This window comes from Paracoccus sp. T5, from assembly GCF_048538155.2.
Taxonomy (GTDB): Bacteria; Pseudomonadota; Alphaproteobacteria; order Rhodobacterales; family Rhodobacteraceae; genus Paracoccus.
This window is the reverse complement of record NZ_CM135809.1, coordinates 1,732,223-1,753,623: the sequence shown is the minus strand read 5'-3', so window position 1 is coordinate 1,753,623 and position 21,401 is coordinate 1,732,223. Positions and strand designations below refer to the sequence as shown.

The 21,401-nt window shown below is 65.4% G+C and carries 23 protein-coding genes and 1 tRNA gene; 11 read left to right on the top strand and 13 right to left on the bottom strand.

Annotated elements, in window-relative coordinates; genetic code table 11:
• Window positions 1-131: 131 nt before the first annotated feature.
• Together ACNR9W_RS08655 and ACNR9W_RS08650 are read left to right on the top strand one after the other, a co-directional pair.
• Window positions 132-1,253 (top strand): histidine kinase dimerization/phosphoacceptor domain -containing protein, encoded by a 1,122-nt coding sequence (locus ACNR9W_RS08655; protein WP_419267761.1) that lies wholly within the window; start codon window positions 132-134, stop codon window positions 1,251-1,253.
• Window positions 1,250-1,699 (top strand): response regulator, encoded by a 450-nt coding sequence (locus tag ACNR9W_RS08650; RefSeq protein WP_419267762.1) that lies wholly within the window; start codon window positions 1,250-1,252, stop codon window positions 1,697-1,699. The genes ACNR9W_RS08655 and ACNR9W_RS08650 overlap by 4 nt, the downstream gene beginning before the upstream one ends.
• A gap of 4 nt (window positions 1,700-1,703) precedes the next feature.
• Here ACNR9W_RS08650 and ACNR9W_RS08645 read toward each other — a convergent pair whose 3' ends face one another.
• The 3 genes from ACNR9W_RS08645 to ACNR9W_RS08635 all read right to left on the bottom strand — a co-directional run bounded on the left by ACNR9W_RS08645 (window position 1,704) and on the right by ACNR9W_RS08635 (window position 5,281).
• On the bottom strand, window positions 1,704-3,839 hold the full coding sequence (locus ACNR9W_RS08645) for a histidine kinase dimerization/phosphoacceptor domain -containing protein (protein WP_419267763.1): 2,136 nt from the start codon (window positions 3,837-3,839) through the stop codon (window positions 1,704-1,706).
• Window positions 3,840-3,982: 143 nt separating this feature from the next.
• The gene (locus ACNR9W_RS08640) at window positions 3,983-4,564 is read right to left on the bottom strand and encodes a biliverdin-producing heme oxygenase (protein ID WP_419267764.1); all 582 of its coding nucleotides are present in this window, start codon (window positions 4,562-4,564) and stop codon (window positions 3,983-3,985) included.
• Between the two features lie 168 nt (window positions 4,565-4,732).
• Window positions 4,733-5,281 (bottom strand): peroxiredoxin, encoded by a 549-nt coding sequence (locus ACNR9W_RS08635; RefSeq protein ID WP_419267765.1) that lies wholly within the window; start codon window positions 5,279-5,281, stop codon window positions 4,733-4,735.
• 208 nt (window positions 5,282-5,489) lie between these two features.
• Between ACNR9W_RS08635 and lipA the strand changes: the two genes are divergently transcribed.
• The 4 genes from lipA to ACNR9W_RS08615 all read left to right on the top strand — a co-directional run bounded on the left by lipA (window position 5,490) and on the right by ACNR9W_RS08615 (window position 7,829).
• Complete coding sequence (lipA, locus tag ACNR9W_RS08630; protein WP_419267766.1) at window positions 5,490-6,446, top strand: lipoyl synthase; 957 nt, start codon at window positions 5,490-5,492, stop codon at window positions 6,444-6,446.
• A 115-nt stretch (window positions 6,447-6,561) separates the two neighbouring features.
• Window positions 6,562-6,645 (top strand) — tRNA-Leu (locus ACNR9W_RS08625).
• Between the two features lie 117 nt (window positions 6,646-6,762).
• Entirely contained in the window at window positions 6,763-7,161 is a 399-nt protein-coding gene (locus tag ACNR9W_RS08620; protein ID WP_419267767.1) for a DUF883 family protein, read from the top strand.
• 92 nt (window positions 7,162-7,253) lie between these two features.
• Window positions 7,254-7,829 carry a phage holin family protein gene (locus ACNR9W_RS08615; RefSeq protein ID WP_419267768.1) on the top strand — a complete coding sequence of 192 codons (576 nt, stop codon included), beginning with the start codon at window positions 7,254-7,256 and terminating at the stop codon, window positions 7,827-7,829.
• A gap of 32 nt (window positions 7,830-7,861) precedes the next feature.
• On the opposite strand, the gene ACNR9W_RS08610 is transcribed toward ACNR9W_RS08615, so the two are convergent.
• The 5 genes from ACNR9W_RS08610 to ACNR9W_RS08590 all read right to left on the bottom strand — a co-directional run bounded on the left by ACNR9W_RS08610 (window position 7,862) and on the right by ACNR9W_RS08590 (window position 10,315).
• The gene (locus tag ACNR9W_RS08610) at window positions 7,862-8,254 is read right to left on the bottom strand and encodes a hypothetical protein (protein ID WP_419267769.1); all 393 of its coding nucleotides are present in this window, start codon (window positions 8,252-8,254) and stop codon (window positions 7,862-7,864) included.
• 105 nt (window positions 8,255-8,359) lie between these two features.
• Complete coding sequence (grxD, locus tag ACNR9W_RS08605; RefSeq protein ID WP_419267770.1) at window positions 8,360-8,722, bottom strand: Grx4 family monothiol glutaredoxin; 363 nt, start codon at window positions 8,720-8,722, stop codon at window positions 8,360-8,362.
• Between the two features lie 67 nt (window positions 8,723-8,789).
• Complete coding sequence (locus tag ACNR9W_RS08600) at window positions 8,790-9,032, bottom strand: BolA/IbaG family iron-sulfur metabolism protein (RefSeq protein WP_111300897.1); 243 nt, start codon at window positions 9,030-9,032, stop codon at window positions 8,790-8,792.
• A gap of 114 nt (window positions 9,033-9,146) precedes the next feature.
• Window positions 9,147-9,314 (bottom strand): hypothetical protein, encoded by a 168-nt coding sequence (locus tag ACNR9W_RS08595; protein ID WP_419267771.1) that lies wholly within the window; start codon window positions 9,312-9,314, stop codon window positions 9,147-9,149.
• Window positions 9,315-10,063: 749 nt separating this feature from the next.
• Window positions 10,064-10,315, bottom strand: a complete 252-nt coding sequence (locus ACNR9W_RS08590) for a hypothetical protein (protein WP_419267801.1) — start codon at window positions 10,313-10,315, stop codon at window positions 10,064-10,066.
• Here ACNR9W_RS08590 and ACNR9W_RS08585 point away from each other — a divergent pair.
• The 3 genes from ACNR9W_RS08585 (at window position 10,248) to ACNR9W_RS08575 (ending at window position 11,943) form a co-directional block, all read left to right on the top strand.
• Window positions 10,248-10,748, top strand: coding sequence for a thioredoxin family protein (locus ACNR9W_RS08585; protein WP_458478731.1), 501 nt, complete (start codon window positions 10,248-10,250; stop codon window positions 10,746-10,748). The two genes, ACNR9W_RS08590 and ACNR9W_RS08585, sit on opposite strands and share 68 nt — an antisense overlap.
• Window positions 10,745-11,422, top strand: coding sequence for a phosphoglycolate phosphatase (gph, locus tag ACNR9W_RS08580; RefSeq protein ID WP_419267772.1), 678 nt, complete (start codon window positions 10,745-10,747; stop codon window positions 11,420-11,422). Before ACNR9W_RS08585 ends, gph begins: the two co-directional genes overlap by 4 nt.
• Before the next feature lie 92 nt (window positions 11,423-11,514).
• Entirely contained in the window at window positions 11,515-11,943 is a 429-nt protein-coding gene (locus tag ACNR9W_RS08575) for a protein tyrosine phosphatase family protein (RefSeq protein WP_419267773.1), read from the top strand.
• Between the two features lie 3 nt (window positions 11,944-11,946).
• Here ACNR9W_RS08575 and ACNR9W_RS08570 read toward each other — a convergent pair whose 3' ends face one another.
• From ACNR9W_RS08570 to ACNR9W_RS08550, 5 genes are all read right to left on the bottom strand, one after another.
• Window positions 11,947-12,291: an arsenate reductase family protein gene (locus tag ACNR9W_RS08570; protein ID WP_419267774.1), complete on the bottom strand. Its 345-nt coding sequence runs from the start codon at window positions 12,289-12,291 to the stop codon at window positions 11,947-11,949.
• A 144-nt stretch (window positions 12,292-12,435) separates the two neighbouring features.
• Window positions 12,436-13,746 (bottom strand): DUF3422 family protein, encoded by a 1,311-nt coding sequence (locus ACNR9W_RS08565; RefSeq protein ID WP_419267775.1) that lies wholly within the window; start codon window positions 13,744-13,746, stop codon window positions 12,436-12,438.
• A gap of 163 nt (window positions 13,747-13,909) precedes the next feature.
• Complete coding sequence (locus ACNR9W_RS08560; protein WP_419267776.1) at window positions 13,910-15,352, bottom strand: NAD(P)(+) transhydrogenase (Re/Si-specific) subunit beta; 1,443 nt, start codon at window positions 15,350-15,352, stop codon at window positions 13,910-13,912.
• A gap of 10 nt (window positions 15,353-15,362) precedes the next feature.
• Entirely contained in the window at window positions 15,363-16,937 is a 1,575-nt protein-coding gene (locus ACNR9W_RS08555; protein WP_419267799.1) for a Re/Si-specific NAD(P)(+) transhydrogenase subunit alpha, read from the bottom strand.
• Between the two features lie 207 nt (window positions 16,938-17,144).
• The gene (locus tag ACNR9W_RS08550) at window positions 17,145-17,705 is read right to left on the bottom strand and encodes a hypothetical protein (RefSeq protein ID WP_419267777.1); all 561 of its coding nucleotides are present in this window, start codon (window positions 17,703-17,705) and stop codon (window positions 17,145-17,147) included.
• A gap of 182 nt (window positions 17,706-17,887) precedes the next feature.
• Here ACNR9W_RS08550 and pepN point away from each other — a divergent pair, with 182 nt between their 5' ends.
• Both pepN and ACNR9W_RS08540 read left to right on the top strand, forming a co-directional pair.
• Complete coding sequence (pepN, locus tag ACNR9W_RS08545; RefSeq protein ID WP_419267778.1) at window positions 17,888-20,467, top strand: aminopeptidase N; 2,580 nt, start codon at window positions 17,888-17,890, stop codon at window positions 20,465-20,467.
• 50 nt (window positions 20,468-20,517) lie between these two features.
• A complete protein-coding gene (locus ACNR9W_RS08540; RefSeq protein ID WP_419267800.1) occupies window positions 20,518-21,399 on the top strand; it encodes a 1-acyl-sn-glycerol-3-phosphate acyltransferase in 882 nt (293 codons plus the stop codon).
• Window positions 21,400-21,401 lie beyond the last annotated feature (2 nt).

The following is a 21,401-nucleotide window of genomic DNA, read 5'->3' as shown; positions in this document are numbered from 1 at the left end:
ACTACCAGTCGCGCGATCTGCCGGTTTTTTCATCCCGGGTCTCAAGGGCTACACTTCCGTAGAGTTCCGGCGCGCTTTGGGATGGGATGCGGAACCTTCCCCCGCGGGCCAAGCTTTCCTTATCGCAACACATGGCCGCGGGCCTGACATGGAGTGACCGGTTGGAACAGCGCCTGGACTGGACCCTCACCGAGGCGCTGGATTACGACCACGGCCGGGGCGACCCCTTTGCCGCGGCGGTGCGGGCGACCCGGATGGCAATGATCATCACCGACCCGCAACTGCCGGATAATCCGATCGTCTTTGCCAACAAGGCCTTTCAGCTTCTGACCGGCTATGACCTGCACGAGGTCAGGGGCCGGAACTGCCGCTTTCTGCAAGGACAGGACACGGACCGGCAGACCATCGCAAGGCTGCGGGACGCGGTGGAACAGGGTCAGGACCTTTCGGTCGACGTGCTGAATTACCGCAAGGACGGCACGCCGTTCTGGAACGCCCTCTACCTCAGCCCTGTGCGCGACGATGCGGGGCGCATCAGGTTCTTTTTCGCCTCGCAGATGGATGTCACCTCGCGGGTGGAGAACCAGTCGAAGATCGAGGAGGAGAAGGAGCGCGTCGAGGCCGAGGTCGACCGCCGCATGGCCCAGTTGCGCCATTCGCTGGACGCCCAGAAGCTGCTGCTTCACGAGGTGGACCACCGGGTCAAGAACAACATGACCATGATCGGCTCGATCCTGCGGCTGCAGATGCGCGAGGCCGACGACGCCCAGACTAAGGTCCTGCTGCGGGCCATGATGGCCCGGATCGACGCGCTGGCCGCGGTGCATCGAAGCCTTTACCAGTCCGACGACATCACCCGCTTTGACATCGGCACCTATGCCGTTAACCTGGCCCAGGACCTGGGGCAGGTTCATCCCGACAGCAACATCCGCATCCGCGCCGATCTGAGCCGCGCGGAGGTGCCGGCCGGGCAGGCATCGGCCATCGGTCTGATCATCAACGAGATCCTGACGCTGGCCATCGCACCGGCCGAGGGACTGTCGACGCAGGCCGTCGTCACCATCAGCGCCACGACCGAGGGCCGGGAGGCGCAGCTGACGATCGACATCGACGGCAATCGGGATGTTGCGCCGTCGGGCCTCGGCGCGATGATCATCGCCCGGCTGGCGGCCCAGGCCCGTTGCCAGGTTGGCTGGCAGGCCACCGAAACCGGCACCAGACTGCATGTTACCGCGACCCGGGAGGCCCCATGACACGCCCTGCAACCCCACTGGACATCCTTGTCGTCGAGGACGAGTTCCTGATCGCCATGGATCTGGGCATGATCATCGAGGATGCGGGCCACCGCGTCATCGGCAGCGCGGCTTCGCTGCAGGATGTCGAGGCGTTGCCCGGTGACAGCAGGCCCGACCTGGCCTTTGTCGACATGCAGCTGGCGCGCGACACCACCGGGCTTCAGGTCAACGCGCTGATCCAGGCGCGCTGGCCCGGGACCATCGTCGTCTTCGTGACCGCCAATCCCAAGAAGATCCCCGATGATTTCGCCGGCGCGCATGGGCTGATCGCCAAGCCCTTCACCTCAATGGGCGTCACCGCCGCGCTGGCCTATCTGGACCGGGTGATGCACGAGACCGGGCCGGTACCGGCCGCGCCCGGCAGCCTTGTGGCCGCACCCGCCTTGGCGATGCTGAGGGCCTGAGCACTCAGCCGGTGGGTGCGCTGACGATGACCGAAAGGCCGGGGCTGTTGTCCTCGGTCGACAGTTCTCCCTCTAGCCGGTCGACCAGGGCTTCGACCATGCGCATGCCGAACCCGGTGCCCTTGGTGGTTCCGTCCGTGCCGATCCCCTGGTCGGAAACCTCCAACCGCAGAAGGTTGCGGGTCTGGCGCAGCGACACCGAGACCGGGCCCGGCTGCCCCGCGTAGGCATATTTCGCGGCATTCGCGATCAGTTCGTTCAGCAAAAGACCGATGCTGACGGCCCTGTCGGTCGACACCAGGATCGGCGCGAAGTCGGTCTGGATGAGGCGATTCCAGCCGCCATCCAGCGAGGATTTTAGCTCCTTCATCAGCTCGGCCAGATAGATCGAAAGGTCGACGATTTCGGAACTGTCGTCTTGGTAGAGGCGCCGGTGGACCAGGCTGACGGCGGTCAGGCGGTTCTGCGCCTCTTCCAGCTGCGCCTTTACCGCGGGCTCGGCGGAACGCCCCTGCATGCGCAGGAAGGATGCGACCAGGGCCAGGCTGTTCTGGACGCGGTGGTTGACCTCGCGCAGCAGGAATTCCTTTTGCCGGATCAGGCTTTCGTTCTCGCGCAGCGTCGTGCGCAGTTCGGCGTTCAGCTGGCGGATGCGGCGGTTGTTGCGCGCGCCGAGCATCAGCTTGACCAGCCGGGTCGCGGATTCCGTCTCGGCCGCCGACCATTCGCGCGAACAGCCGCTGACCTGCTGCGACCAGGCCTCGAACGAGGCCCGCGGCTCCAGCACCGCGCCGGGGGTGGCGGGCACGTTCTTGTGGGGATTGCCGGCCCAGGTGACGACCTGCAGCTTTTCGGCGCGGAACCACATCAGGATCGTGGGCACCTCGGTCGACATGGTCACCGCCAGCAGGCCGCTGGCGCGGTCGCTGTAGACCTGCGCGGGCGGATGATCGCGGCCAAGGCAGCTGCTGTGATAGGCCTTGAGCGAGCCGGGATGGCAGACGTGATCCGCCAGCGCCCGCAGATCGTCCTCCTCGGGGCAGGTGCCGAAGGTGAAGAGATCCCCGCCCTGCACCGCCGCGAAGCCGTCGGCCGAGACCAGCCCGGCCAGGTCGTCGGCGGAATGGGCAAAGAACTGAGCCAGGGAATCGTCGGGGCCAAGGCGGCCCAGCACCATGTCCTCGTGCGCGCGCAGGCGGATGCGTTCGCGGTAAAGCTCGGTTTCCTCGCGCAGCTTGATCTGGCGCGACAGGCTGTCGGCCAGGGCCTGGCAGGCCAGGCGCGTGGTCAGCGACAGCACCCGAGGTTCCGCGTGATGGCAGGCAACCAGACCCCAGAGCTCTCCGTCCTTGACGATCGACATGGATGCCGAGGCCGCCACCTGCATGTTGCGAAGATAGCGCAGATGGACCGGAGACACGCTGCGCAGCATCGAGTCGCTGAGGTCGATGCCGCCGATGCCCGGTTCCGTTCCGGTGATGGGCGAGACGGGCGCGTTCACATCCGCGATGACTCTGACCCGGTTGCGGACGTAAAGCGTGCGGGCCTGGCGGGGAATGTCGGTCGCCGGAAAATGATGGTTCATGAAGCCCGCCAGATGCGGCGCGCAGCTTTCCCCGACGACGACGCCGGACGCGTCATCGCCGAAGCGGTAGATCATCACCCTGTCAAAGCCGGTCAGGTCCTGGAACTGGCGCGCGGCCTTTCGGTAGAGGTCGGCGAGGTTCGAGGACCTCTCCATCGCCGCGCCGGAAAGCTCCAGCCGGGACAGGAAGCCCGCATCCAGAACGGCCCCGTCCAGCCGCGGGGCCAGTTCGATCACGACATGGTCGCCGCTGAGATAGGCGATGGCATCGCAGGTGTCGTCCTGGTGGCGGACAGGGTCAAGGACCTTGGGCTTGGCTTCCGTCAGTCGGCTGGGGTCAAGGTCGGCAAAGGCGCCGCCGAAGAGGCCGGCCAGGTTCTGGCCCATGGCGTCACGGGACCAGGCATCCTGCGTACCTGCGGCACCCACGACCACCAGGTCGCTGCGGCGCGCGATCAGCATATGCCCGTAGGACTGGATCGAGCCCGGAATGTGGATGGGCTCGGCATCGCAGGTGGAAAGCCCGGGGAAATCGGTGGGAACTATCTGGTCCATGAAATGAGGCGCCGTTCAACAGGGAGAAGCATTCTTTCCTTCCGCATATGGCACCGCAGGAACGCGAGGGCACATCAATCCCCCATAAATGCAAAGCGATCGGCCAAGTTCCGCCGAATTTCTCGGCGGGTGCATGACAGGCATCAGCCCCCTGCGCTTGCCCCGTTCTGGGCAGCAAAGGCGTCGGTTGGGGTGAGGCCATGCGCGCGGATCGCCATTCGGAACACGCCCCGAGCGCCCTCCGCGCTGGCCTCCGCGTCAAAGGCGGCGGTGTCCAGCCATGTCAGGAAGGACCGAAAGCGGGTCTTGTCTTCCGTCTGCCGGGCCAGGTGGCGCGCGGCAAAGGTGGCGTCAAAACCCAGATCCGCGGCCCGCGCCGCGACCAGCCGCGCGCCCAGGGCCGAGCCCTCCAGCACGTAAAGCGCGCCGGTCTGGGTGGCGGGATGCGTCAGGTCGGGGACCGGGGGCAGGGCGGGCAGGGGCTGGTCCAGATCGCGCAGATCCGCCTGCAGGGCCTCTGCCAAGGGCAGCAGGCGCCATGACTGGCCGGCATCGGTCAGCGCGGCCGTCAGGGCAGGTTCCAGCGCCGCGCGAAAGGCCCAGGTGCCAGCAAGGTAGCGGTGGTAATCCCGCGGCTGCGTCAGGTCGCCCAGTTGGTCATCCAGCAGGCGGTGCAGGTCATCGGTTCCCGCGCGCAAGGCCTGGCGCCGTGCCGAAGACTGCATGATGGCTTCTCCCAAATCGTGCCGGCTGCAGCACCGGGACCAGACTATCCGAGGCAGGAGGAGGTCCGCCACCCCGCCCGGCGCGCCACGGTTCAAAGCTCCGGCATCACGAACAGGAAAGGGCCGGCGCATGGCCGGCCCCTAGGGTCGTCGTGCCTGTCGGCGGGCTCAGGCGTCCTCGGACACCCGGGCGTTCTGGACCCAGGCCACGACGGCCTCGGGCGAGGTCTCGCCATAGGGGTCCTCGGCGCAGTCGTCGCAGCGGCCGGGCTCTTCGAACCAGGCCTCGACCACGCCGTCATTGACCACGGCGGCATAGCGCCAGCTGCGCGGGCCAAAGCCCAGGTTGTCCTTGCGCACCAGCATGCCGGCCTTCTCGGTGAACTCGCCCGAACCGTCCGGGATCACCGTCACGTTCTGCAGGTTCTGCGACTTGGCCCATTGGTTCATGACGAAGCTGTCATTGACCGACAGGCAATAGATCGCGTCGATGCCCAGATCCTTGAGCTGGCCATGGGCCTTTTCGAAGCCCGGCAGCTGGTAGGTCGAGCAGGTCGGCGTGAAGGCGCCGGGCAGCGAGAACAGGACGACCCGCTTGCCGGCAAAATAATCGGCCGTGGTCATGTCCTGCCAGCGATAGGGGTTCGGGCCGCCCACGGCTTCGTCGCGAACGCGCGTGCGGAAGGTTACGTCGGGCAGTTTCGATCCGGGTTTCATGGTGGCTCCTGTCTGTCGTCGGGCGTCACGGAGGCGGCATAACGGCCGCCCCTTCGCGCGCAGAAGTAACGCCGCGCCGCGGCAAGGGCAATGCCGCGGCGCGGCAAAAGCGCATAGTCATGGCTGCCATGCGGAGGCATGCCAGCTCCGCGCGTTGCCAAGCAAAAGAAATACCTGTATTTCCGACAGAACCGCGACCGAAAGGACCATGACCTTGCGCGACCTCAGGCTCCCGGACCAGCGTCACCCGGAAAAGGCGCATCGCCCCGACCAGGCCCAGCCCAAGAAGCCGGACTGGATCCGGGTCAAGGCGCCCACCTCGGCCGGCTACAAGCAGACGCGCGACCTCCTGCGCGAAAACCGCCTGTCCACCGTCTGCGAGGAGGCGGGCTGTCCGAACGTGGGCGAGTGCTGGAGCCAGGGCCACGCGACCATGATGATCATGGGTGAGATCTGCACCCGCGGCTGCACCTTCTGCAATGTCGCCACCGGCAAGCCGCAGACGCTGGACGCGTTCGAACCCGGCCGCGTGGCCCATGCCGTCGCCAAGCTGGGCCTGAACCACGTGGTGATCACCAGCGTCGACCGCGACGACCTCGACGACGGCGGGGCCGAGCATTTCGCCCAGACCATCCGCGCGATCCGCCACCGCTCTCCCCAGTCCACGATCGAGGTGCTGACGCCCGACTTCCTCAAATCGACGCCCGGCGCCCTGGAAACCGTGGTCGAGGCGCGGCCCGATGTCTTCAACCACAACCTGGAGACCGTGCCCGGCCTTTATCCGTCGGTGCGGCCCGGTGCGCGCTATTTCCATTCGCTGCGGCTGCTGCAGCGGGTCAAGGAACTGGACCCGGCCATGTTCACCAAGTCGGGGATCATGGTCGGCCTGGGCGAGGATCGTCAGGGCGTGTTGCAGGTCATGGACGACATGCGCGCCGCCGATATCGACTTCATCACCATCGGCCAGTATCTGCAGCCCAGCCCCAAGCACCATCGCGTGGACCGCTTTGTCACGCCCGAGGAGTTCGCGGGCTATGAGAAAGCCGCCTATGGCAAGGGCTTCCTGATGGTTTCTGCGACGCCGCTGACGCGGTCCTCCTATCATGCCGGGGACGATTTCAGCCGACTGCGGGATGCGCGCCTGGCCAAGCTGGGCCGCGCCTGAGCGGCTGATGAAAAGGGGCAGGGGGCCCGCGTGTCTGCCCCTTGCAAATTCCCGCCGGTGGATTTACCGATCAACCAGGCCCGCAGGGGCCGCGCCGAAAGAGCGCCGATGTTTCGGGGGCGTGGCGGAATGGTAGACGCGACGGATTCAAAATCCGTTTCAGCAATGAGTGCCGGTTCGAGTCCGGCCGCCCCTACCACGCTCTTTCCTTTCCTCCGCTGAATTCCATGAAAGAATTTGCGTCCGCAGGGAACGATCATCATCACCTGACGGTTTGGTCACGGAAGGTGATATTGCACCTGTGAAAGGACTTAGCATGGCACAGAACCCCACCGCAGACGACATGAAACGCGACGCCAACGCCGCCGCCAACAAGGCCAAGCGCGATCTGCAGGAAGGTGCAGACCGGATGGCCGACGATGCCCGCAAGACCGCGAGCAACCTGTCCGACAATGACGCGGCCGACCGCCTTGGCGAGCGTGGCGCGGCCATGGCCAGCAACGCGATGGAAGCGGGCCGCGAATATGCCGACCGCGCGCGCGTCGAGGCCGAGCGCCTTTACGAGGCCGGTCAGCAGCGTGCGCAGGACGTCGCGCAATACGCCGAAGAGCGTTATGACGAAGTGTCGGAAATGGTTCGCCGCAACCCGGCCCAAGCCTTGGGCATCGCGGCCGGCATCGGCTTTCTGGTCGGCCTGCTGATCGCGCGCCGCTGAGGGGTCCCAGCATGTTCGACTTCGCGCGAAAGGTTCAACTGGCTCTGGGCGACACTGCGCGGCGCACTGCCCTGAAGGCGGGAGCCGGGGTGGTGGCGCTGATCGCGGGAGGTTTCCTGCTGGCAGCTTTGTGGTCATTCTTGGCCACGGAGCTTGGCTGGGGATCGGCGCTGGCATCGCTGGCGGTCGGGGTCCTGCTGGGCGTGATCGCGGCGCTGCTGATCGCAATCGGATCGCGTCGCAAGCACGAGATGCCCAGCACGGATGACCTCAAGCGCGAGGTGGAGGCCCGGGTGACGCTGGCTGCGGACGCAGCCGCCGCCAAGGCCCGCGCCGAGGCGGCACGCGTGATGGACATGGCCGAAACCAAGGCGCATGCGCTGATGGATCAGGCAAGCTATCGCGCGTCGAAGCTGGCGAGTGATGCGGAGCAGAAGGTCTTCGGAACAGTGCGGGAGACTGCGCGCGCCGTCGGCCTGTCGGGGCAGCAGCCCCGGCCTCCACGCCATGTTTTCACTCAGCCGTCCTTGAACCCCAGGCCCACCACTGTAGGTTCGGCCGGCATGGCCAAGGCGATCGGAGCCTTGGCGGTGGGCATCACGCTGGCGGCAAAGCTGCAGGAAAACCGCAGGCGTGATGGTGATCATGATCCCGACGACCTTATGTGATCAACAAAAAAGGGCGCCTCGGGCGCCCTTTTTCATGCCAACCGGCGATCCTTTTCACCAAGCGTCAAGCGCCGCACCAAGTCGTCCAAGTCGTCACGGGTAAAGGGCGCTGCCAAGGAATACCATCCGCGTGCGCGAATATCCTCGACGGGATCGATGCCGAGCCTCAGAACAATGGGCCAGCCGTTCCTGGTCCAGTCGCGAACCAAGGCGCACCCGTCCATCTCGCTGATCTGCGCCTTGGTGACCAGAACCGGCAAGCCGCTACTGCCGGCCAGCGTCGCAAGCAGGTCATCAGGAATGTCGGACACTGCAAGATGAAGGAACTGACAACCCGGTGCCGCATCGACCAAGCCCGCGCACATGTCCTGCGCCACGAAATGATCCTTTTCAAGGACGACAAAGGTGAAATGCGGGTGCGTCATGCTGCGCCCAGAGTTCCACCGCCGGATGAGTGAAGCAAGCAAATTTAAATCAATTCGCCGCCAAGACCCGCAAGGTCTTAGCGGCGAACTGATAGCTAGGCGCGATCAGGCGTTTGCTTCGCGGATCTTGTCGGCGGCGGCCTTGTCGAAGCTGATGCCTTTCTGGTCCAGCAGTTGGTCCAGTTCCCCCGAGAGCGTCATTTCGGTGATGATGTCGCATCCGCCGACAAATTCCCCCTTCACATAAAGCTGCGGGATCGTCGGCCAATCGGAAAAATCCTTGATCCCCTGGCGGATATCCGCATCGGACAGGACGTTCACATCCTGATAGGGAATCGCCATGTAGTTCAGCACGCCCGCAACGCGGCTGGAAAAGCCGCATTGGGGCATGTCACGCGTGCCCTTCATGAACAGGACGACGTCGTTGCGGTCGATCAGATCCTGGATGCGGTTGGTGACGTCGCTCATCTGGGAAGTCCTCTTGGTCTAAGACCCAGGTGGGGCCTTGAAGGTCGTGGGGCAGGGGTACCCGATCTCAGTCAGGGGCCTTGGTCGTCAGCGCCAAGGCATGCAGGGCGCCCGAGGGGCCATCCATCCTGCCCTGAAGCGCGGCATAGACGGCACGCTGCTGCTGCACACGGTTCTGGCCCCGGAAGCTTTCATCGACGACTTCGGCGGCATAGTGGTTGCCGTCGCCCGCGAGGTCGGTGATCGTAATCCGCGCATCGGGAAAGGCTGCCCGGATTAGGGCTTCGATATCATGCGCTTCCATCGCCATGAACAGGTCCTCTTATCGCTCGATACAGATGTAGGCGATGGCTGGCCCGGTCGCAAGACCATGCAGAACGGCCGCACCGGTAAGGCGCGGCCGTTCGTGAAGAAAGGCGGCAGATCAGTTGACCGCGCTGACGGCCCCGACCGTTCCGCCGACAACGGCACCCACCGGACCCGCCATCGCGGCACCACCGACGCCGCCCGTGGCGGCACGTTCGGTGACGGTGTTTCCGCAGGCCGAAACCAGCAGGGCGGCGCCAAGAAGACCGGCTGCAACAATACGCATGATGATGTTCCTTTTGTCTAAGTTCGTGTGTCCTTGGTTAGACTCCTGCGAAGTCGCGAGAGTTCCCTTTGCTGCATTGGCGTGAGCTTATCTTAACAATGCATCTTACAGGGGCGGGTATTTTGTCGGCTGAGCCCCAGTCTGAAACGTAGGCAGGGCGGCCCCGCCGTTTGGAACTGGCTGTCTGCTTGCGCGGTTGTCCCTAAGGATGGCTTTTCCGAAGATGCGCCGATCAGTCGACGCCTGTGCTTCGCAAAGCTGGTCCGCGGACCGACCTTGGGCTTGTAGATGCCGCCAGCCGATGAACTCGGAGCCGGTGATCGATCGGCAGGCATGCAGGGCAGGGGCGTGAGCGATCGGGCGATCTTCGTCATGATCGGCTTGGTGTGCTTTTCGGTGTTCTTCAAAGCGCCCAGAAAGCGGCTAGTGCGCTCGATCATCGTGGTGGCATTTGCGGGGCCGTACTCAGCCGGGTAAGCACAAAGTTTGCCTCTCAGTAAAGAACTGCTTGCGACGCGATGTTAGCTGGGCGGAGCAAGATGCGGAGTTCCGGCGCAAAATTCGGAAGCCGACGCTTGCGCTGCCGGTATTGCTGTGCGCCATCTCGTCAAGGCTGAGCCTCATCCGCCGCACCCATTCAACTTCGCGGTGCTCAGAGAGGAATAGGCGGCTGTAGTGGACCTTCACTCGCATGTTGTTTTCTCATCGAAAGGTCTCAAATTAGCGCTCCAAGACAGCGCATACCCAGTCTAAGCCGTATCATGAATAATCAGTATTATGTAATTAACAGCACCAAATGTAGCTAGGTTGCCACCATTTTTTACGTTGCTGAAGTAATCCCGGTCGAACACATTCGACTTGGTAACATCGGAGAATGCCATGGCTGTTTCGCCGCCCTTCTGTGACTTCGGCACCTCGTGGCACGACTTCTCGCTGCCCGATGGTCTAGGCACATTCAGCAGCCTTGAAAAACTGAAGGGGTCGCGCGGGACCTTGGTCATGTTCATCTGCAATCACTGCCCCTATGTCCGCTCGATCCTCGACCGCATCGTGAGGGACGCTCACGAGCTGCTGGATTACGGGATCGGCGTCGTGGCAATTTCTGCCAATGATGTAGCCGAATATCCCCAGGATGGACCCGAAGAGATGGCGCGCCTTGCGCAAGACATGGGGTTCCGTTTTCCCTACCTCTATGACGAAAATCAGGACGTGGCGCGTGCCTATGGCGCGGAATGCACACCTGACTTTTTCGGCTACAACTCGGAGGGCCGGTTGCAGTATCGGGGCCGCCTCGATGCCTCGGGCCGCACCCCGGGACCAGGTGATGCGCGGCGCGAGCTGTTTGAGGCCATGATCATGATCGCAGAGACTGGTCAAGGACCGAAAGCGCAAGTAGCATCAATAGGTTGTTCTATAAAATGGAAAGCGGAATGAACATGCTGGCGCCCTGCCCGATCGTCTTTGACCTCGACGGCACGCTGATCGACAGCGCGCCGGACATTCATGCCTGTGTGAACGCGGTCCTGCGCCAGAACGGGATCTCTCCGCTTGGTCTCGATCGGGTGCGCAGCTTCATCGGAGGGGGCGTCGACCTTCTCTGGACGCGGGTGATCGCGGCCACGGGCATTGATCCGGTGCACAGGCCGGACCTGGTTGCGGCCTTCATGGCCCGCTATCATGATGCGACGGCGCTGACACGGGTCTTCCCCGGGGTGACCGAAGCCTTGGGGCGCCTGGCCGATGCCGGCCATCTCTTGGGCATCTGCACGAACAAGCCCTTGGGGCCCACCCGCGTGATCCTGGAACATTTCGGGCTCGCTTCGATGATGTCGGCGGTGATCGGGGGTGACTCGCTGCCGCAGAAAAAGCCTGATCCTGCCCCCCTCCGCGCGGCGCTGGATCTTCTGGGGGTCACGGGCGACACACCGAATGCCATCTATGTCGGCGACAGCGAATTCGACGCCGATTGTGCCGCGGCCGTGCCGGTGCCTTTCCTGATCTTCACGCGGGGTTATCGGCTGCGGCCGGTCAGCGAGCTGCCGCATCTGGCCTCCTTCGACAGCTTCGACGAGCTGCCCCGTCTGATCATGGAAACCGTGGCCGCGTAACCGCCGACCGGCCAGCGCGGGGCCGACAGCAGCTTGACAAGCGTGGCGCAAACCCGGCAGGTCGCGGATGTCACCTTGCAGGAAGGCCGCCCATGGATCTGCGTCAGCTCAGCCCCACCCTTGCCGTCTCGCCGCAGATCATGCCCGAGGATGTGCCCGTCCTGGCCGAGGCCGGGTTCAAGGTCCTGGTCAACAACCGGCCCGATGACGAGGTCGGACCCGAGATCGACCATGATGTGATGGCGCAGGCGGCGGCCGATGCGGGGATGAGCTATCACTACCTGCCCTTCCACCCCGGCCAGGTCACGCCGCAGCTGATCTCGGACTTCGGCTCCGCAACGGTCGGCCGTGGACCCGTCATTGCCTATTGCCGATCGGGGAACCGCTGTACCGTGCTCTGGGCGCTGAACCAGGCCGGCAAGCTGCCCGAGGACGAGATCATCGAGACAGCCGCCAAGGCGGGCTACGACCTGACCGGCGTGCGCCCGCTGCTGGCCTCGCTGGCCAGCCGCAGGGGCTGATCCTCAGGCAGGCACGTCCAGCGCCCGCTTCACATTGGCCGTCCAGCCCAGCAGCGTCCTGTCACCGGTCCGGATCGCGGGCCGCTTCATGACGCTTGGCTTTTCGCCCATCATCGCCACCGGATCAGCGGAGCGCTGATCCTCGGACATGCCGCGCCAAGTCAGGCTGGCCCGGTTGATAATCTTATCCCCGAAATCAGACACCAGGGACCGGCGCTCCTCCTCGGACAGCGGCTCTTGCTGGACATCGCGGAACTGGACCGTCCAACCATGCGCCTCAAGCTCCGCCTGTGCCTTCTGGCAGGTCGAGCAATGGGCCAGACCGAACATCGTCAGCGTCTTGGACATGGCGGTCTCTCAGATGAAGGGCACAAAGGGGATGCCGCAGGCGGAAAGGCTCAGAATGGTCAGCAGGGCAAGGGTGAGACGCATGGAACGGGCTCCGTGTGATGCAGGTCATGGCTTATCACGTTGCCGCTCCCGTGCCACAAGCTACAAATTGCCGCTGCCATGTTCGGCCCCGTGCAGACTGCGCCGGACGCGGCGCATGCCCCACCAGACGACCAGAACCACAAGGGGCGTCAGCGCGGCGATCAGATGGCTTTTCTCCACCCCCGCCAGCCCCGCCACGGGCGCCAGCGCATAGCCCAGCAGCCCGACCGCGTAATAGCTGATGGCCACGACCGACAGGCCCTCGACCGTGTGCTGCAGGCGCAGCTGCAGGTCGGCGCGCCGGTCCATGCGCTCCATGATGTTCTGGTTCTGTGCGCTGCGTTCCACATCGACGCGGGTGCGCAGCAGTTCGGCGGCGCGGGCCGCGCGTTCCAGCATCGTGTCCAGCCGGTTCTCGGCCGACTTCACCGTCCGCATCGCGGGCTGATAGCGGCGGCGCATGAACTCGGTCAGCATCTGCCGGTCTAGGAAGCGCGTCTCGCGCAGCGCGCTGATGCGGTCGCGGACGATCGCCTCATAGGCCGAGGTCGCGCCAAAGCGGAAGGAATGCTGGACCGCCTGCGCCTCCAGCTCGGTCGAGACCGCAAGCAGCTCGTGCAGCATCTGCTCGGCCGGCTGCGCCTCGTCATTCATCGAGGCCAGGATCGCAGTCAGCCGCGGCTCCAGCTCGTTCAGGCGACGGCTGAGACTGCGGGCCCGCCCCAGGCCCAGCATGGACATGGCGCGATAGGTCTCCAGTTCCACGACCCGATGGGCCAGCCGGCCCACCCTGCCCGGCGTCGTGCCGGGCCGCACGAAGACCGCGAACCGCATCCAGCCGTCGGCATCGATGCGAAAATCGCCGGCCACCACCGCGGCCTCGTCCAGCACCCAGACTGCAGCCAGGCTGTCGGGGGCGAACCAGCCGCCGATCCGCGCCAAGGCCTCGGCAGGATCGTCAGGCAGCAGGTCGACCTGCACGATGACCGCGGCCACGCGCCGGCCGGGGGCCGACCGCTGCCATTCCTCGGGAAAGATCGACGCGGCCGACGGGTCAAAGGGGCGGATCGGCAGGCCGGGTGTCGTGGCCATATAGCTTACGAACTCGGTATGGCTTTCCCATTTCAGGTCATGGCGGCCCAGCCTGCCCTGGTAATGGCTGTCATCGGCGTCCGGGCGCGGGCCGCCATGCCGCGACACCAGTTCCTGCAGATGGGCCGCGTCCAGCCCCCGGTCCCGGTTGGCGGCGTCCTGCGGCTCCTTGAAGGCGACAAAGACCGTTGTCGACGGAACGGGCATCTGCGGCGAAGGGCGCGCGTGGAGTTCGTTCACAAGCGCATAGCGCAGCGGATGTTCGGTCGCCGGACCCATTGTTATCCCTCGAGCTTATCGGCGGGCAGCGGCCCCCTGCCCCAGTTGTGCGCAGCCCCGGGTCCAGCGCAAGCCCATATCCGGTCCCGCGCAAAATTGAGAAGCGCCCGCCGGAGGGATCCGGCGGGCGCAAAGGGTCGAACAGCCTGTTTCGGGTGCCCGATCAGTCGATCATCGGCAGCAGCTTGTTGATGCTGTCCTTGGCATCGCCATAGAACATGCGCGTGTTCTCCTTGAAGAACAGCGGGTTCTCGATGCCGCTATAACCGGTGCCCTGGCCGCGCTTGGACACGAACACCTGCTTGGCGCGCCAGACCTCCAGCACCGGCATGCCGGCGATGGGGCTGTTCGGATCGTCCTGCGCTGCCGGGTTCACGATGTCGTTCGAGCCGATGATGATCACCACGTCGGTCGAGGGGAAATCGTCGTTGATCTCGTCCATTTCCAGCACGATGTCATAGGGCACCTTCGCCTCGGCCAAGAGCACGTTCATGTGGCCCGGCAGGCGGCCCGCGACGGGGTGGATCGCGAAACGAACCTCCTTGCCCGCGGCGCGCAGCTTGCGGGTCAGCTCGCTGACCGCGCCCTGCGCCTGCGCCACGGCCATGCCATAGCCCGGCACGATGACCACGCTGTCGGCATCGTTCAGAGCCGCTGCCACGCCGTCTGCGTCGATGGCGGTCTGCTCGCCCTCGATGGCGGCCGCGGGTCCCGTCTCGCCGCCAAAGCCGCCCAGGATCACGCTGACAAAGTTACGGTTCATCGCCTTGCACATGATGTAGGACAGGATCGCGCCCGAAGATCCGACCAGCGCGCCGGTGACGATCAGCAGGTCATTGCCAAGCGTGAAGCCGATGGCGGCCGCGGCCCAGCCTGAATAGCTGTTCAGCATCGACACCACGACCGGCATGTCTGCGCCGCCGATGCCCATGATCAGGTGATAGCCGATGAAGAAGGCCAGGGCCGTGATCAGGATCAGCCAGAAGACGCCCGATCCGACGCCCGTGAAATAAAGGATGCCGAACAGGATCGACAGGGCCAGCGCGCCCGCGTTCAGCATGTGGCCGCCGGGCAGCTTCTTGGGCTTGCCGTCGACGCGGCCCGACAGCTTGCCAAAGGCCACGACCGAGCCGGTGAAGGTGACGGCGCCGATGAAGATGCCCAGGAAGACCTCGATCTTCAGCATGGCGATCTCGGCCGAGGTCTTGTGCGCCAGAAGTGCCGCGAAGCCGTAAAAGACCTCGGGGACGCCCTCGGCGCGGGAACGCATGACGCGGGCCAGCTCGATCTGGGCATTGAAGCCGACAAAGACGGCTGCCAGGCCGACCAGCGAATGCATGGCCGCGACCAGCTGCGGCATCTCAGTCATCTGGACGCGCTTGGCGACGATCCAGCCGACGGTGCCGCCGATGGCGATCATGACCAGCGACAGGAACCAGTTGCCGGCCCCCGGCCCGATCAGCGTGGCCAGCACGGCCAGCGCCATGCCGACGATGCCGTACCAGATGGCGCGCTTGGCGCTTTCCTGTCCCGACAGCCCGCCAAGCGACAGGATGAACAGGACCGAGGCGACCACATAGGCCGCGGTGGTGAATCCGTATTCCATTCCTGCCCCCTTACGACTTCTGGAACATGGCGAGCATGCGCCGGGTGACCATGAAGCCACCAAAGATATTGACGCCGGCCATCAGCACGGCCAGAGCGCCCAGCAGCACCACCCACCCGGATTGGCTGCCGATCTGCATCAGCGCGCCGAGGATGATGATCGAGCTGATGGCGTTGGTGATCGCCATCAGCGGCGTGTGCAGCGAATGGGCGACGTTCCAGATCACGCGGAAGCCGATGAAGCAGGCCAGCACGAAGACGATGAAATGCGACATGAAGCTGGCGGGCGCGACCAACCCGATCAGCAGCAGCAGCAGGCCCCCGCCGACCAGCAGCCGGACCTGGTTCCGTGTGTCGGCCTTGAAGGCCGCGGCCTCGGCGGCGCGACGCTCGGCCGGGGTCGGGTCCTTTTTCCGAACCTTCGGCTGCTGCGCCGCGATGGCCGCGACCTTGGGCGGCGGTGGCGGCCAGGTCACGTCATGATCATGGGCCACCGTCGCGCCCCGGATCACGTCATCCTCCATGTTGTGATGGATGACGCCGTCCTTCTTGGGGGTCAGGTCGGTCACGAAATGGCGGATGTTGTTGCCGTAGAGTTCAGAGGCCTGCGCCCCCATGCGCGACGGGAAATCGGTATAGCCGATGACCACGACGCCGTTGTCGGTGACAATCCGCTCGTCCGGGACGGTCAGCTCGCAGTTACCGCCCTTTTCGGCAGCCAGGTCGATGATCACGCTGCCCTGCTTCATGGCCGCGACCATGTCGGCGGTCCACAGCTTGGGCGCATCGCGGCCGGGGATCAGCGCGGTGGTGATCACGATGTCCATCTGCGGGGCCAGTTCGCGGAACTTGGCCAGCTGCTTTTCCCGGAATTCCGGCGAGGACGGCGCCGCATAGCCACCGGTCGCGGATCCATCCTGCACCGGCTGGTCGAATTCAAGGAACACGAATTCCGCGCCCATGGATTCGATCTGCTCGGCCACTTCGGGGCGCACGTCAAAGGCATAGACCTGGGCGCCAAGCGACACCGAGGTCCCGATGGCGGCCAGGCCCGCGACGCCGGCGCCCACGACCAGCACCTTGGCCGGCGGGACCTTGCCCGCGGCGGTGACCTGGCCCGTGAAGAAGCGGCCAAAGTTGTTTGCAGCCTCGATCACCGCGCGATAGCCGGCGATATTGGCCATCGACGACAGGGCGTCCATCTTCTGCGCGCGGCTGATCCGGGGCACCATGTCCATGGCAATGGCGGTGACGCCCTGCTCCTTGGCCAGCGCCAGCAACTCGGCGTTCTGCGCAGGATAGAAAAACGAGATCACCGTCTGGCCGGCACGCATCTGGCGGATCTCGGCTTCGGTCGGCTGGCGGACCTTTGCCACGACATCCACCGCGGCGATCAGCTCGGCTGCCGTCTGGCAGACCGTGACGCCGGCGGCGCGATAATCCTCATCCGAAAAGCCGGCGCGTTGGCCCGCCCCGCTTTCAACATGGACGTCATGTCCCAGCTTGCCGAGATGCCCCGCCGAGGACGGGGTGATGGCCACCCGCGCCTCGCCGTCGAAGCCCTCTTTCAACGCGCCGATCTTCATGGCTTCATCGCCCCCCGCCTTGTTCAATTCGCTGTCGCGGAACACATAGCATCGGGTAATAATCTTTCACAAGGCCGGGGGAACACGACGAAGGTCGAAAGCGACCTCACCGCCACAGGAAACGACGCTGCGTCTTTTTGCCTTGCGACACGAAAAAGCCCGGGGCCTTGGGGCCACCGGGCTTTCGGTTCTTCGGCGTCGAACGGATCAGTTCGCGGGTGCGGTCTCTTCCGTTGCGGGCTCGGTCGCGTCCGGCAGCGGAGTGGTGGTGGGTTCGGCTGGGACTTCTTCCTCGGTCGCGGGCGCGTCCGTGGTCAGGGTTCCCGCCGGTGCGGGCTCGGTCGCAACGGGATCGACGGCCGTCTCTGCAGCGGGCTCGGTTTCGACAACGGCCGGCTCTTCGATGGGCTCGACTTCGACCACGGTCGTGTCCGTATCCGTGGCCAACGGCGTGACGGCGGTGTCCTCGACCTCGGCCTCGGCAGCGGGCTCTACGGCGGGCTCTTCTGCAGGCTCGGTCACGACGACGGGGTCTGCCGTTTCGACCTCGGTCTCTGTGGTGGTCACTGTCGTGGTGTCGCCTTCGACGGCCACGGTGTCATCGGCCATGAACCGCTGCAGCACGAAATAGGCCAGCGCCAGTGCCAGAAGAACCCCGATGATCAGCGGCAGAGCCGAAGAGCGGCGCTCGACCGGCTCGACATAGGTTTCCTTGTGGTCACGCGTGCCGGTTGTCGGGCGGTTCGGGTCGTTCGGATCATAGCTCATGCTGGCCTCCAGTTCAGACTTTGTTTTTACCGGGTTAGGTCGCGAACCTCTGGTTCAGTCCGTACCGGCTGTCAATCCTAAGGTGTGGGGCCCGGCTTGCGACCCGGCCTTCATGCGATTAACACAGCCGATAGGCGCGAGTTCCGGCAAGCGTCGGATTATTTCAGGAAAGGTTGCCCTTGATGCCACAGACGAAACCGCAGCCCGTCCAGTATCTTGCCGACTATCGCCCCTATCCCTTCACCCTGGCCGAGACGCGTCTTGATGTCACGCTGGCCCCGCGGGACACCCGTGTCCGGGCCGAACTGGACTTGGTGCCCGCATTGACCGGGGCAGCCCGGGATCTGGTCCTGGACGGCGGTGCCGGCCTTCGGCTGCTGGCGCTGACCATCGACGGGGTGGCCCCTTCCGAAGACCATGTCACGCGGACCGACGAACGTCTGACCATCCACGCCGCCGCCCTGCCCCGCGGCCCCTTCACGCTGGCCACCGAAGTCGCCATCGATCCCGCCGACAACACCGCCTTCGAAGGTCTCTACCTGTCCGGCGGCATCTTCTGCACCCAGTGCGAGGCCGAGGGGTTCCGCCACATCACCTTCTATCCCGACCGCCCGGACGTCATGACCACCTTCCGCGTGACGGTGCGCAGCGACCTGCCGGTGCTGCTGTCGAACGGCAACCCGGTCGCCTCGGGCGACGGATGGGCCGAATGGCACGACCCCTGGCCCAAGCCCTGTTACCTCTTCGCGCTGGTCGCTGGCGATCTGGTGGCGGTCAGCGACCGCTTCACCACCCGCTCGGGACGGCCGGTCGATCTGAATGTCTGGGTGCGGCCCGGCGATCAGGACCGGGCGGGCTTTGCCATGGAATCGCTCATCAAGTCGATGAAATGGGACGAAGAGGTCTATGGCCGCGAATACGACCTGGACGTGTTCAACATCGTCGCGGTCGAAGATTTCAACATGGGTGCCATGGAAAACAAGGGGTTGAACATCTTCAACTCGAAACTGGTCCTGGCCTCTCCGGAGACGGCCACCGATACCGACTACGAGCGGATCGAGGCGGTGATCGCGCACGAATATTTCCACAACTGGACCGGCAACCGGATCACCTGCCGCGACTGGTTCCAGCTATGCCTCAAGGAGGGGCTGACGGTCTTTCGCGACCAGCAGTTCACCAGTGACCTGCGCAGCGCGGCCGTCAAGCGGGTCGAGGATGTCCAAACCCTGCGCGCCCGCCAGTTCCGCGAGGATCAGGGCCCCTTGGCCCATCCCCCGCGCCCCGACCGCTACGAAGAGATCAACAACTTCTACACCGCCACCGTCTATGAAAAGGGCGCCGAGGTCATCGGCATGCTGAAGACGCTGGTGGGCGACGAAGGTTATAGGCGGGCGCTGGACCTCTATTTCGACCGCCACGACGGCGACGCGGCCACCATCGAGGACTGGCTGAAGGTCTTCGAGGACGCGACCGGGCGCGACCTGTCGCAGTTTTCCCGCTGGTACACCGATGCAGGCACCCCCATCCTGGAAATGTCCGAGACATGGCAGGATGGCACCCTGACGCTGACCTTCGCGCAATCGACGCCGCCCACGCCCGGCCAGCCGGACAAGCCCGCACGGGTCATCCCGATTGCGGTGGGGCTGATCGGCCCCAATGGCGACGAGGTCGTGCCCACCCGCATCCTGGAAATGACCGAGGCACGGCAGAGCTTTGCCTTTGACGGGCTTGGCGCGCGTCCGGTGGCCTCGGTGCTGCGCGGCTTTTCGGCGCCAGTCATGGTGCGCCGGGATCTGGACGACGCGACACGCGCCTTCCTGCTGGCGCATGACAGCGATCCCTTTGCCCGGTGGGAGGCGGGGCGCGAACTGGCGCTGTCCGCGCTGACCGAACTGGCGCAGGGGCGCGACGCGGGGGCGGATTACGTGGAGGCCATCGGCGCGCTGGCGGCCGACGGCTCGGCCGATCCGGCCTTCCGGGCCCTGTGCCTGAACCTGCCCGGCGAGGAAGAGATCGCGATCCGTCTGGCCGCGCAGGGCATCACGCCCGATCCCGACGCGATCCATGACGCGCGCGGCAACCTGGCGCGGCGCATGACGCTGACACATCAGGAACTGCTCTCCGACATCTATGACGACATGGCCGTCACCGGCCCCTATTCGCCGGATGCCGACGCGGCCGCGCGCCGGTCGCTGCGGATCGCGTCGCTGGGCCTGCTGGGCCGGATCGACGGGGGCGAGCGCGCGGAGGTCCTGTTCGGCATTGCCGGCAACATGACCGAGCGCATGGCCGCGCTGGCGGTGCTTTTGCGGCTGGGACAAGGGGATGCTGCCCTGCAGGTCCTGCTGGATCAGTTCGGCGGCAACCGTCTGGTCATGGACAAGTGGTTCAGCATCCAGGTCATGGCGGCACCGCCCCAGAACGCGGCGCGGATCGCCCGCGATCTGGCGGCCCGCGACGATTTCGACTGGAAGAACCCCAACCGCTTCCGCGCGCTGCTGGGCGGGCTGGCGGCCAACCATGCGGGCTTTCACGCCGCCGACGGCTCGGGCTATGACTTCACCGCCGACTGGCTGATCCGCATGGACGCGGCCAATCCGCAGATCGCCGCCCGCATGTCCACCGCCTTCGAGACATGGCCCCGCTATGACGCCGAACGGCGGGCCCATGCCCGGGCCGCGCTGGAACGGATCGCGAGCCTTGAGGGTTTGAGCCGTAACACGCGCGAGATGGTGTCGCGCATGATCGCGGCGGGCCGCTGAGGGCCGCGAGGGGGAAGCGATTGACCACCATTGACGAAACCAGGGCCGAGATGCAGGCGCGTCTCGACCCGCTGATCGCCGAGCGCGCGCCCTGGCTGTTTTCGGGGCGCGTGCATCACCGGGCGGCACGGCGCCTGATGATGCATCTGCTGCGCTATCCCCGCACCGTTGAACTGGGAACCGAATTCCGCGACCTGCCGTCGGCCGAGATCTTCCGGCGCATGTGCGACCTGGTGGTTCGCGACCTGCGGGTGGAGGGGATCGAGCATCTGCCGGCAACGGGCCCGGCGCTGATCGTGGCGAACCATCCGACGGGCATCGCGGACGGGATCTTCCTCAATGCCGTCATCTCGCAGTTGCGCGACGACCTCTTCATCTATGCCAACCATGACATGATCCGCGTCCTGCCACAGATGATCGAGATGATCGCCCCTGTTGAATGGCGGGTCGAGAAGCGCAGCCATGCCAAGACCCGCGCGACCATGGATTACACGCGCGACGCCCTGGGCGCGGGCCGGATCGGCCTGATCTTCCCTTCGGGCCGGCTGGCCAAGCGGCGCGGCCTGACCCTGCACGAACGCCCGTGGATGGCCAGCGCCGCGATGATCGCGCGCAAGTTCGACGTGCCGGTGATCCCGCTGCGCATCCGCGCCCGGAACTCAGCGCTGTTCTACCTGTTTGACCGCATCCACCCGACGCTGCGCGACGTGACGCTGTTCAACGAGGTGCTGAACAAGACCCGCCAATCCTATCGCGTCACCATCGGCGCGCCGATCGCCGCGGCCGATCTGCCCCGCAGCAGCGAGGAGGCGATCGACCTGCTGCGCCGGGCGGTCCTGGCACTGCCCGAGCCGGGGCCGGATGCGGTCAGCCTTGTCCAGACCCGCAGCACCTTGTTGCCGGCCGGGCGCGGCAAGCCCGTGGGCGGGTGACG

Coding starts and splice junctions, on each gene's coding strand:
- ACNR9W_RS08655 (WP_419267761.1), top strand. CDS start 132: ATGGCCGCGGGCCTGACATGGAGTGACCGGTTGGAACAGCGCCTGGAC.
- ACNR9W_RS08650 (WP_419267762.1), top strand. CDS start 1,250: ATGACACGCCCTGCAACCCCACTGGACATCCTTGTCGTCGAGGACGAG.
- ACNR9W_RS08645 (WP_419267763.1), bottom strand. CDS start 3,839: ATGGACCAGATAGTTCCCACCGATTTCCCCGGGCTTTCCACCTGCGAT.
- ACNR9W_RS08640 (WP_419267764.1), bottom strand. CDS start 4,564: ATGCAGTCTTCGGCACGGCGCCAGGCCTTGCGCGCGGGAACCGATGAC.
- ACNR9W_RS08635 (WP_419267765.1), bottom strand. CDS start 5,281: ATGAAACCCGGATCGAAACTGCCCGACGTAACCTTCCGCACGCGCGTT.
- lipA (WP_419267766.1), top strand. CDS start 5,490: ATGACCTTGCGCGACCTCAGGCTCCCGGACCAGCGTCACCCGGAAAAG.
- ACNR9W_RS08620 (WP_419267767.1), top strand. CDS start 6,763: ATGGCACAGAACCCCACCGCAGACGACATGAAACGCGACGCCAACGCC.
- ACNR9W_RS08610 (WP_419267769.1), bottom strand. CDS start 8,254: ATGACGCACCCGCATTTCACCTTTGTCGTCCTTGAAAAGGATCATTTC.
- grxD (WP_419267770.1), bottom strand. CDS start 8,722: ATGAGCGACGTCACCAACCGCATCCAGGATCTGATCGACCGCAACGAC.
- ACNR9W_RS08600 (WP_111300897.1), bottom strand. CDS start 9,032: ATGGCGATGGAAGCGCATGATATCGAAGCCCTAATCCGGGCAGCCTTT.
- ACNR9W_RS08595 (WP_419267771.1), bottom strand. CDS start 9,314: ATGCGTATTGTTGCAGCCGGTCTTCTTGGCGCCGCCCTGCTGGTTTCG.
- ACNR9W_RS08590 (WP_419267801.1), bottom strand. CDS start 10,315: ATGACCAAGGTCCCGCGCGACCCCTTCAGTTTTTCAAGGCTGCTGAAT.
- gph (WP_419267772.1), top strand. CDS start 10,745: ATGAACATGCTGGCGCCCTGCCCGATCGTCTTTGACCTCGACGGCACG.
- ACNR9W_RS08575 (WP_419267773.1), top strand. CDS start 11,515: ATGGATCTGCGTCAGCTCAGCCCCACCCTTGCCGTCTCGCCGCAGATC.
- ACNR9W_RS08570 (WP_419267774.1), bottom strand. CDS start 12,291: ATGTCCAAGACGCTGACGATGTTCGGTCTGGCCCATTGCTCGACCTGC.
- ACNR9W_RS08565 (WP_419267775.1), bottom strand. CDS start 13,746: ATGGGTCCGGCGACCGAACATCCGCTGCGCTATGCGCTTGTGAACGAA.
- ACNR9W_RS08560 (WP_419267776.1), bottom strand. CDS start 15,352: ATGGAATACGGATTCACCACCGCGGCCTATGTGGTCGCCTCGGTCCTG.
- ACNR9W_RS08555 (WP_419267799.1), bottom strand. CDS start 16,937: ATGAAGATCGGCGCGTTGAAAGAGGGCTTCGACGGCGAGGCGCGGGTG.
- ACNR9W_RS08550 (WP_419267777.1), bottom strand. CDS start 17,705: ATGAGCTATGATCCGAACGACCCGAACCGCCCGACAACCGGCACGCGT.
- pepN (WP_419267778.1), top strand. CDS start 17,888: ATGCCACAGACGAAACCGCAGCCCGTCCAGTATCTTGCCGACTATCGC.
- ACNR9W_RS08540 (WP_419267800.1), top strand. CDS start 20,518: ATGCAGGCGCGTCTCGACCCGCTGATCGCCGAGCGCGCGCCCTGGCTG.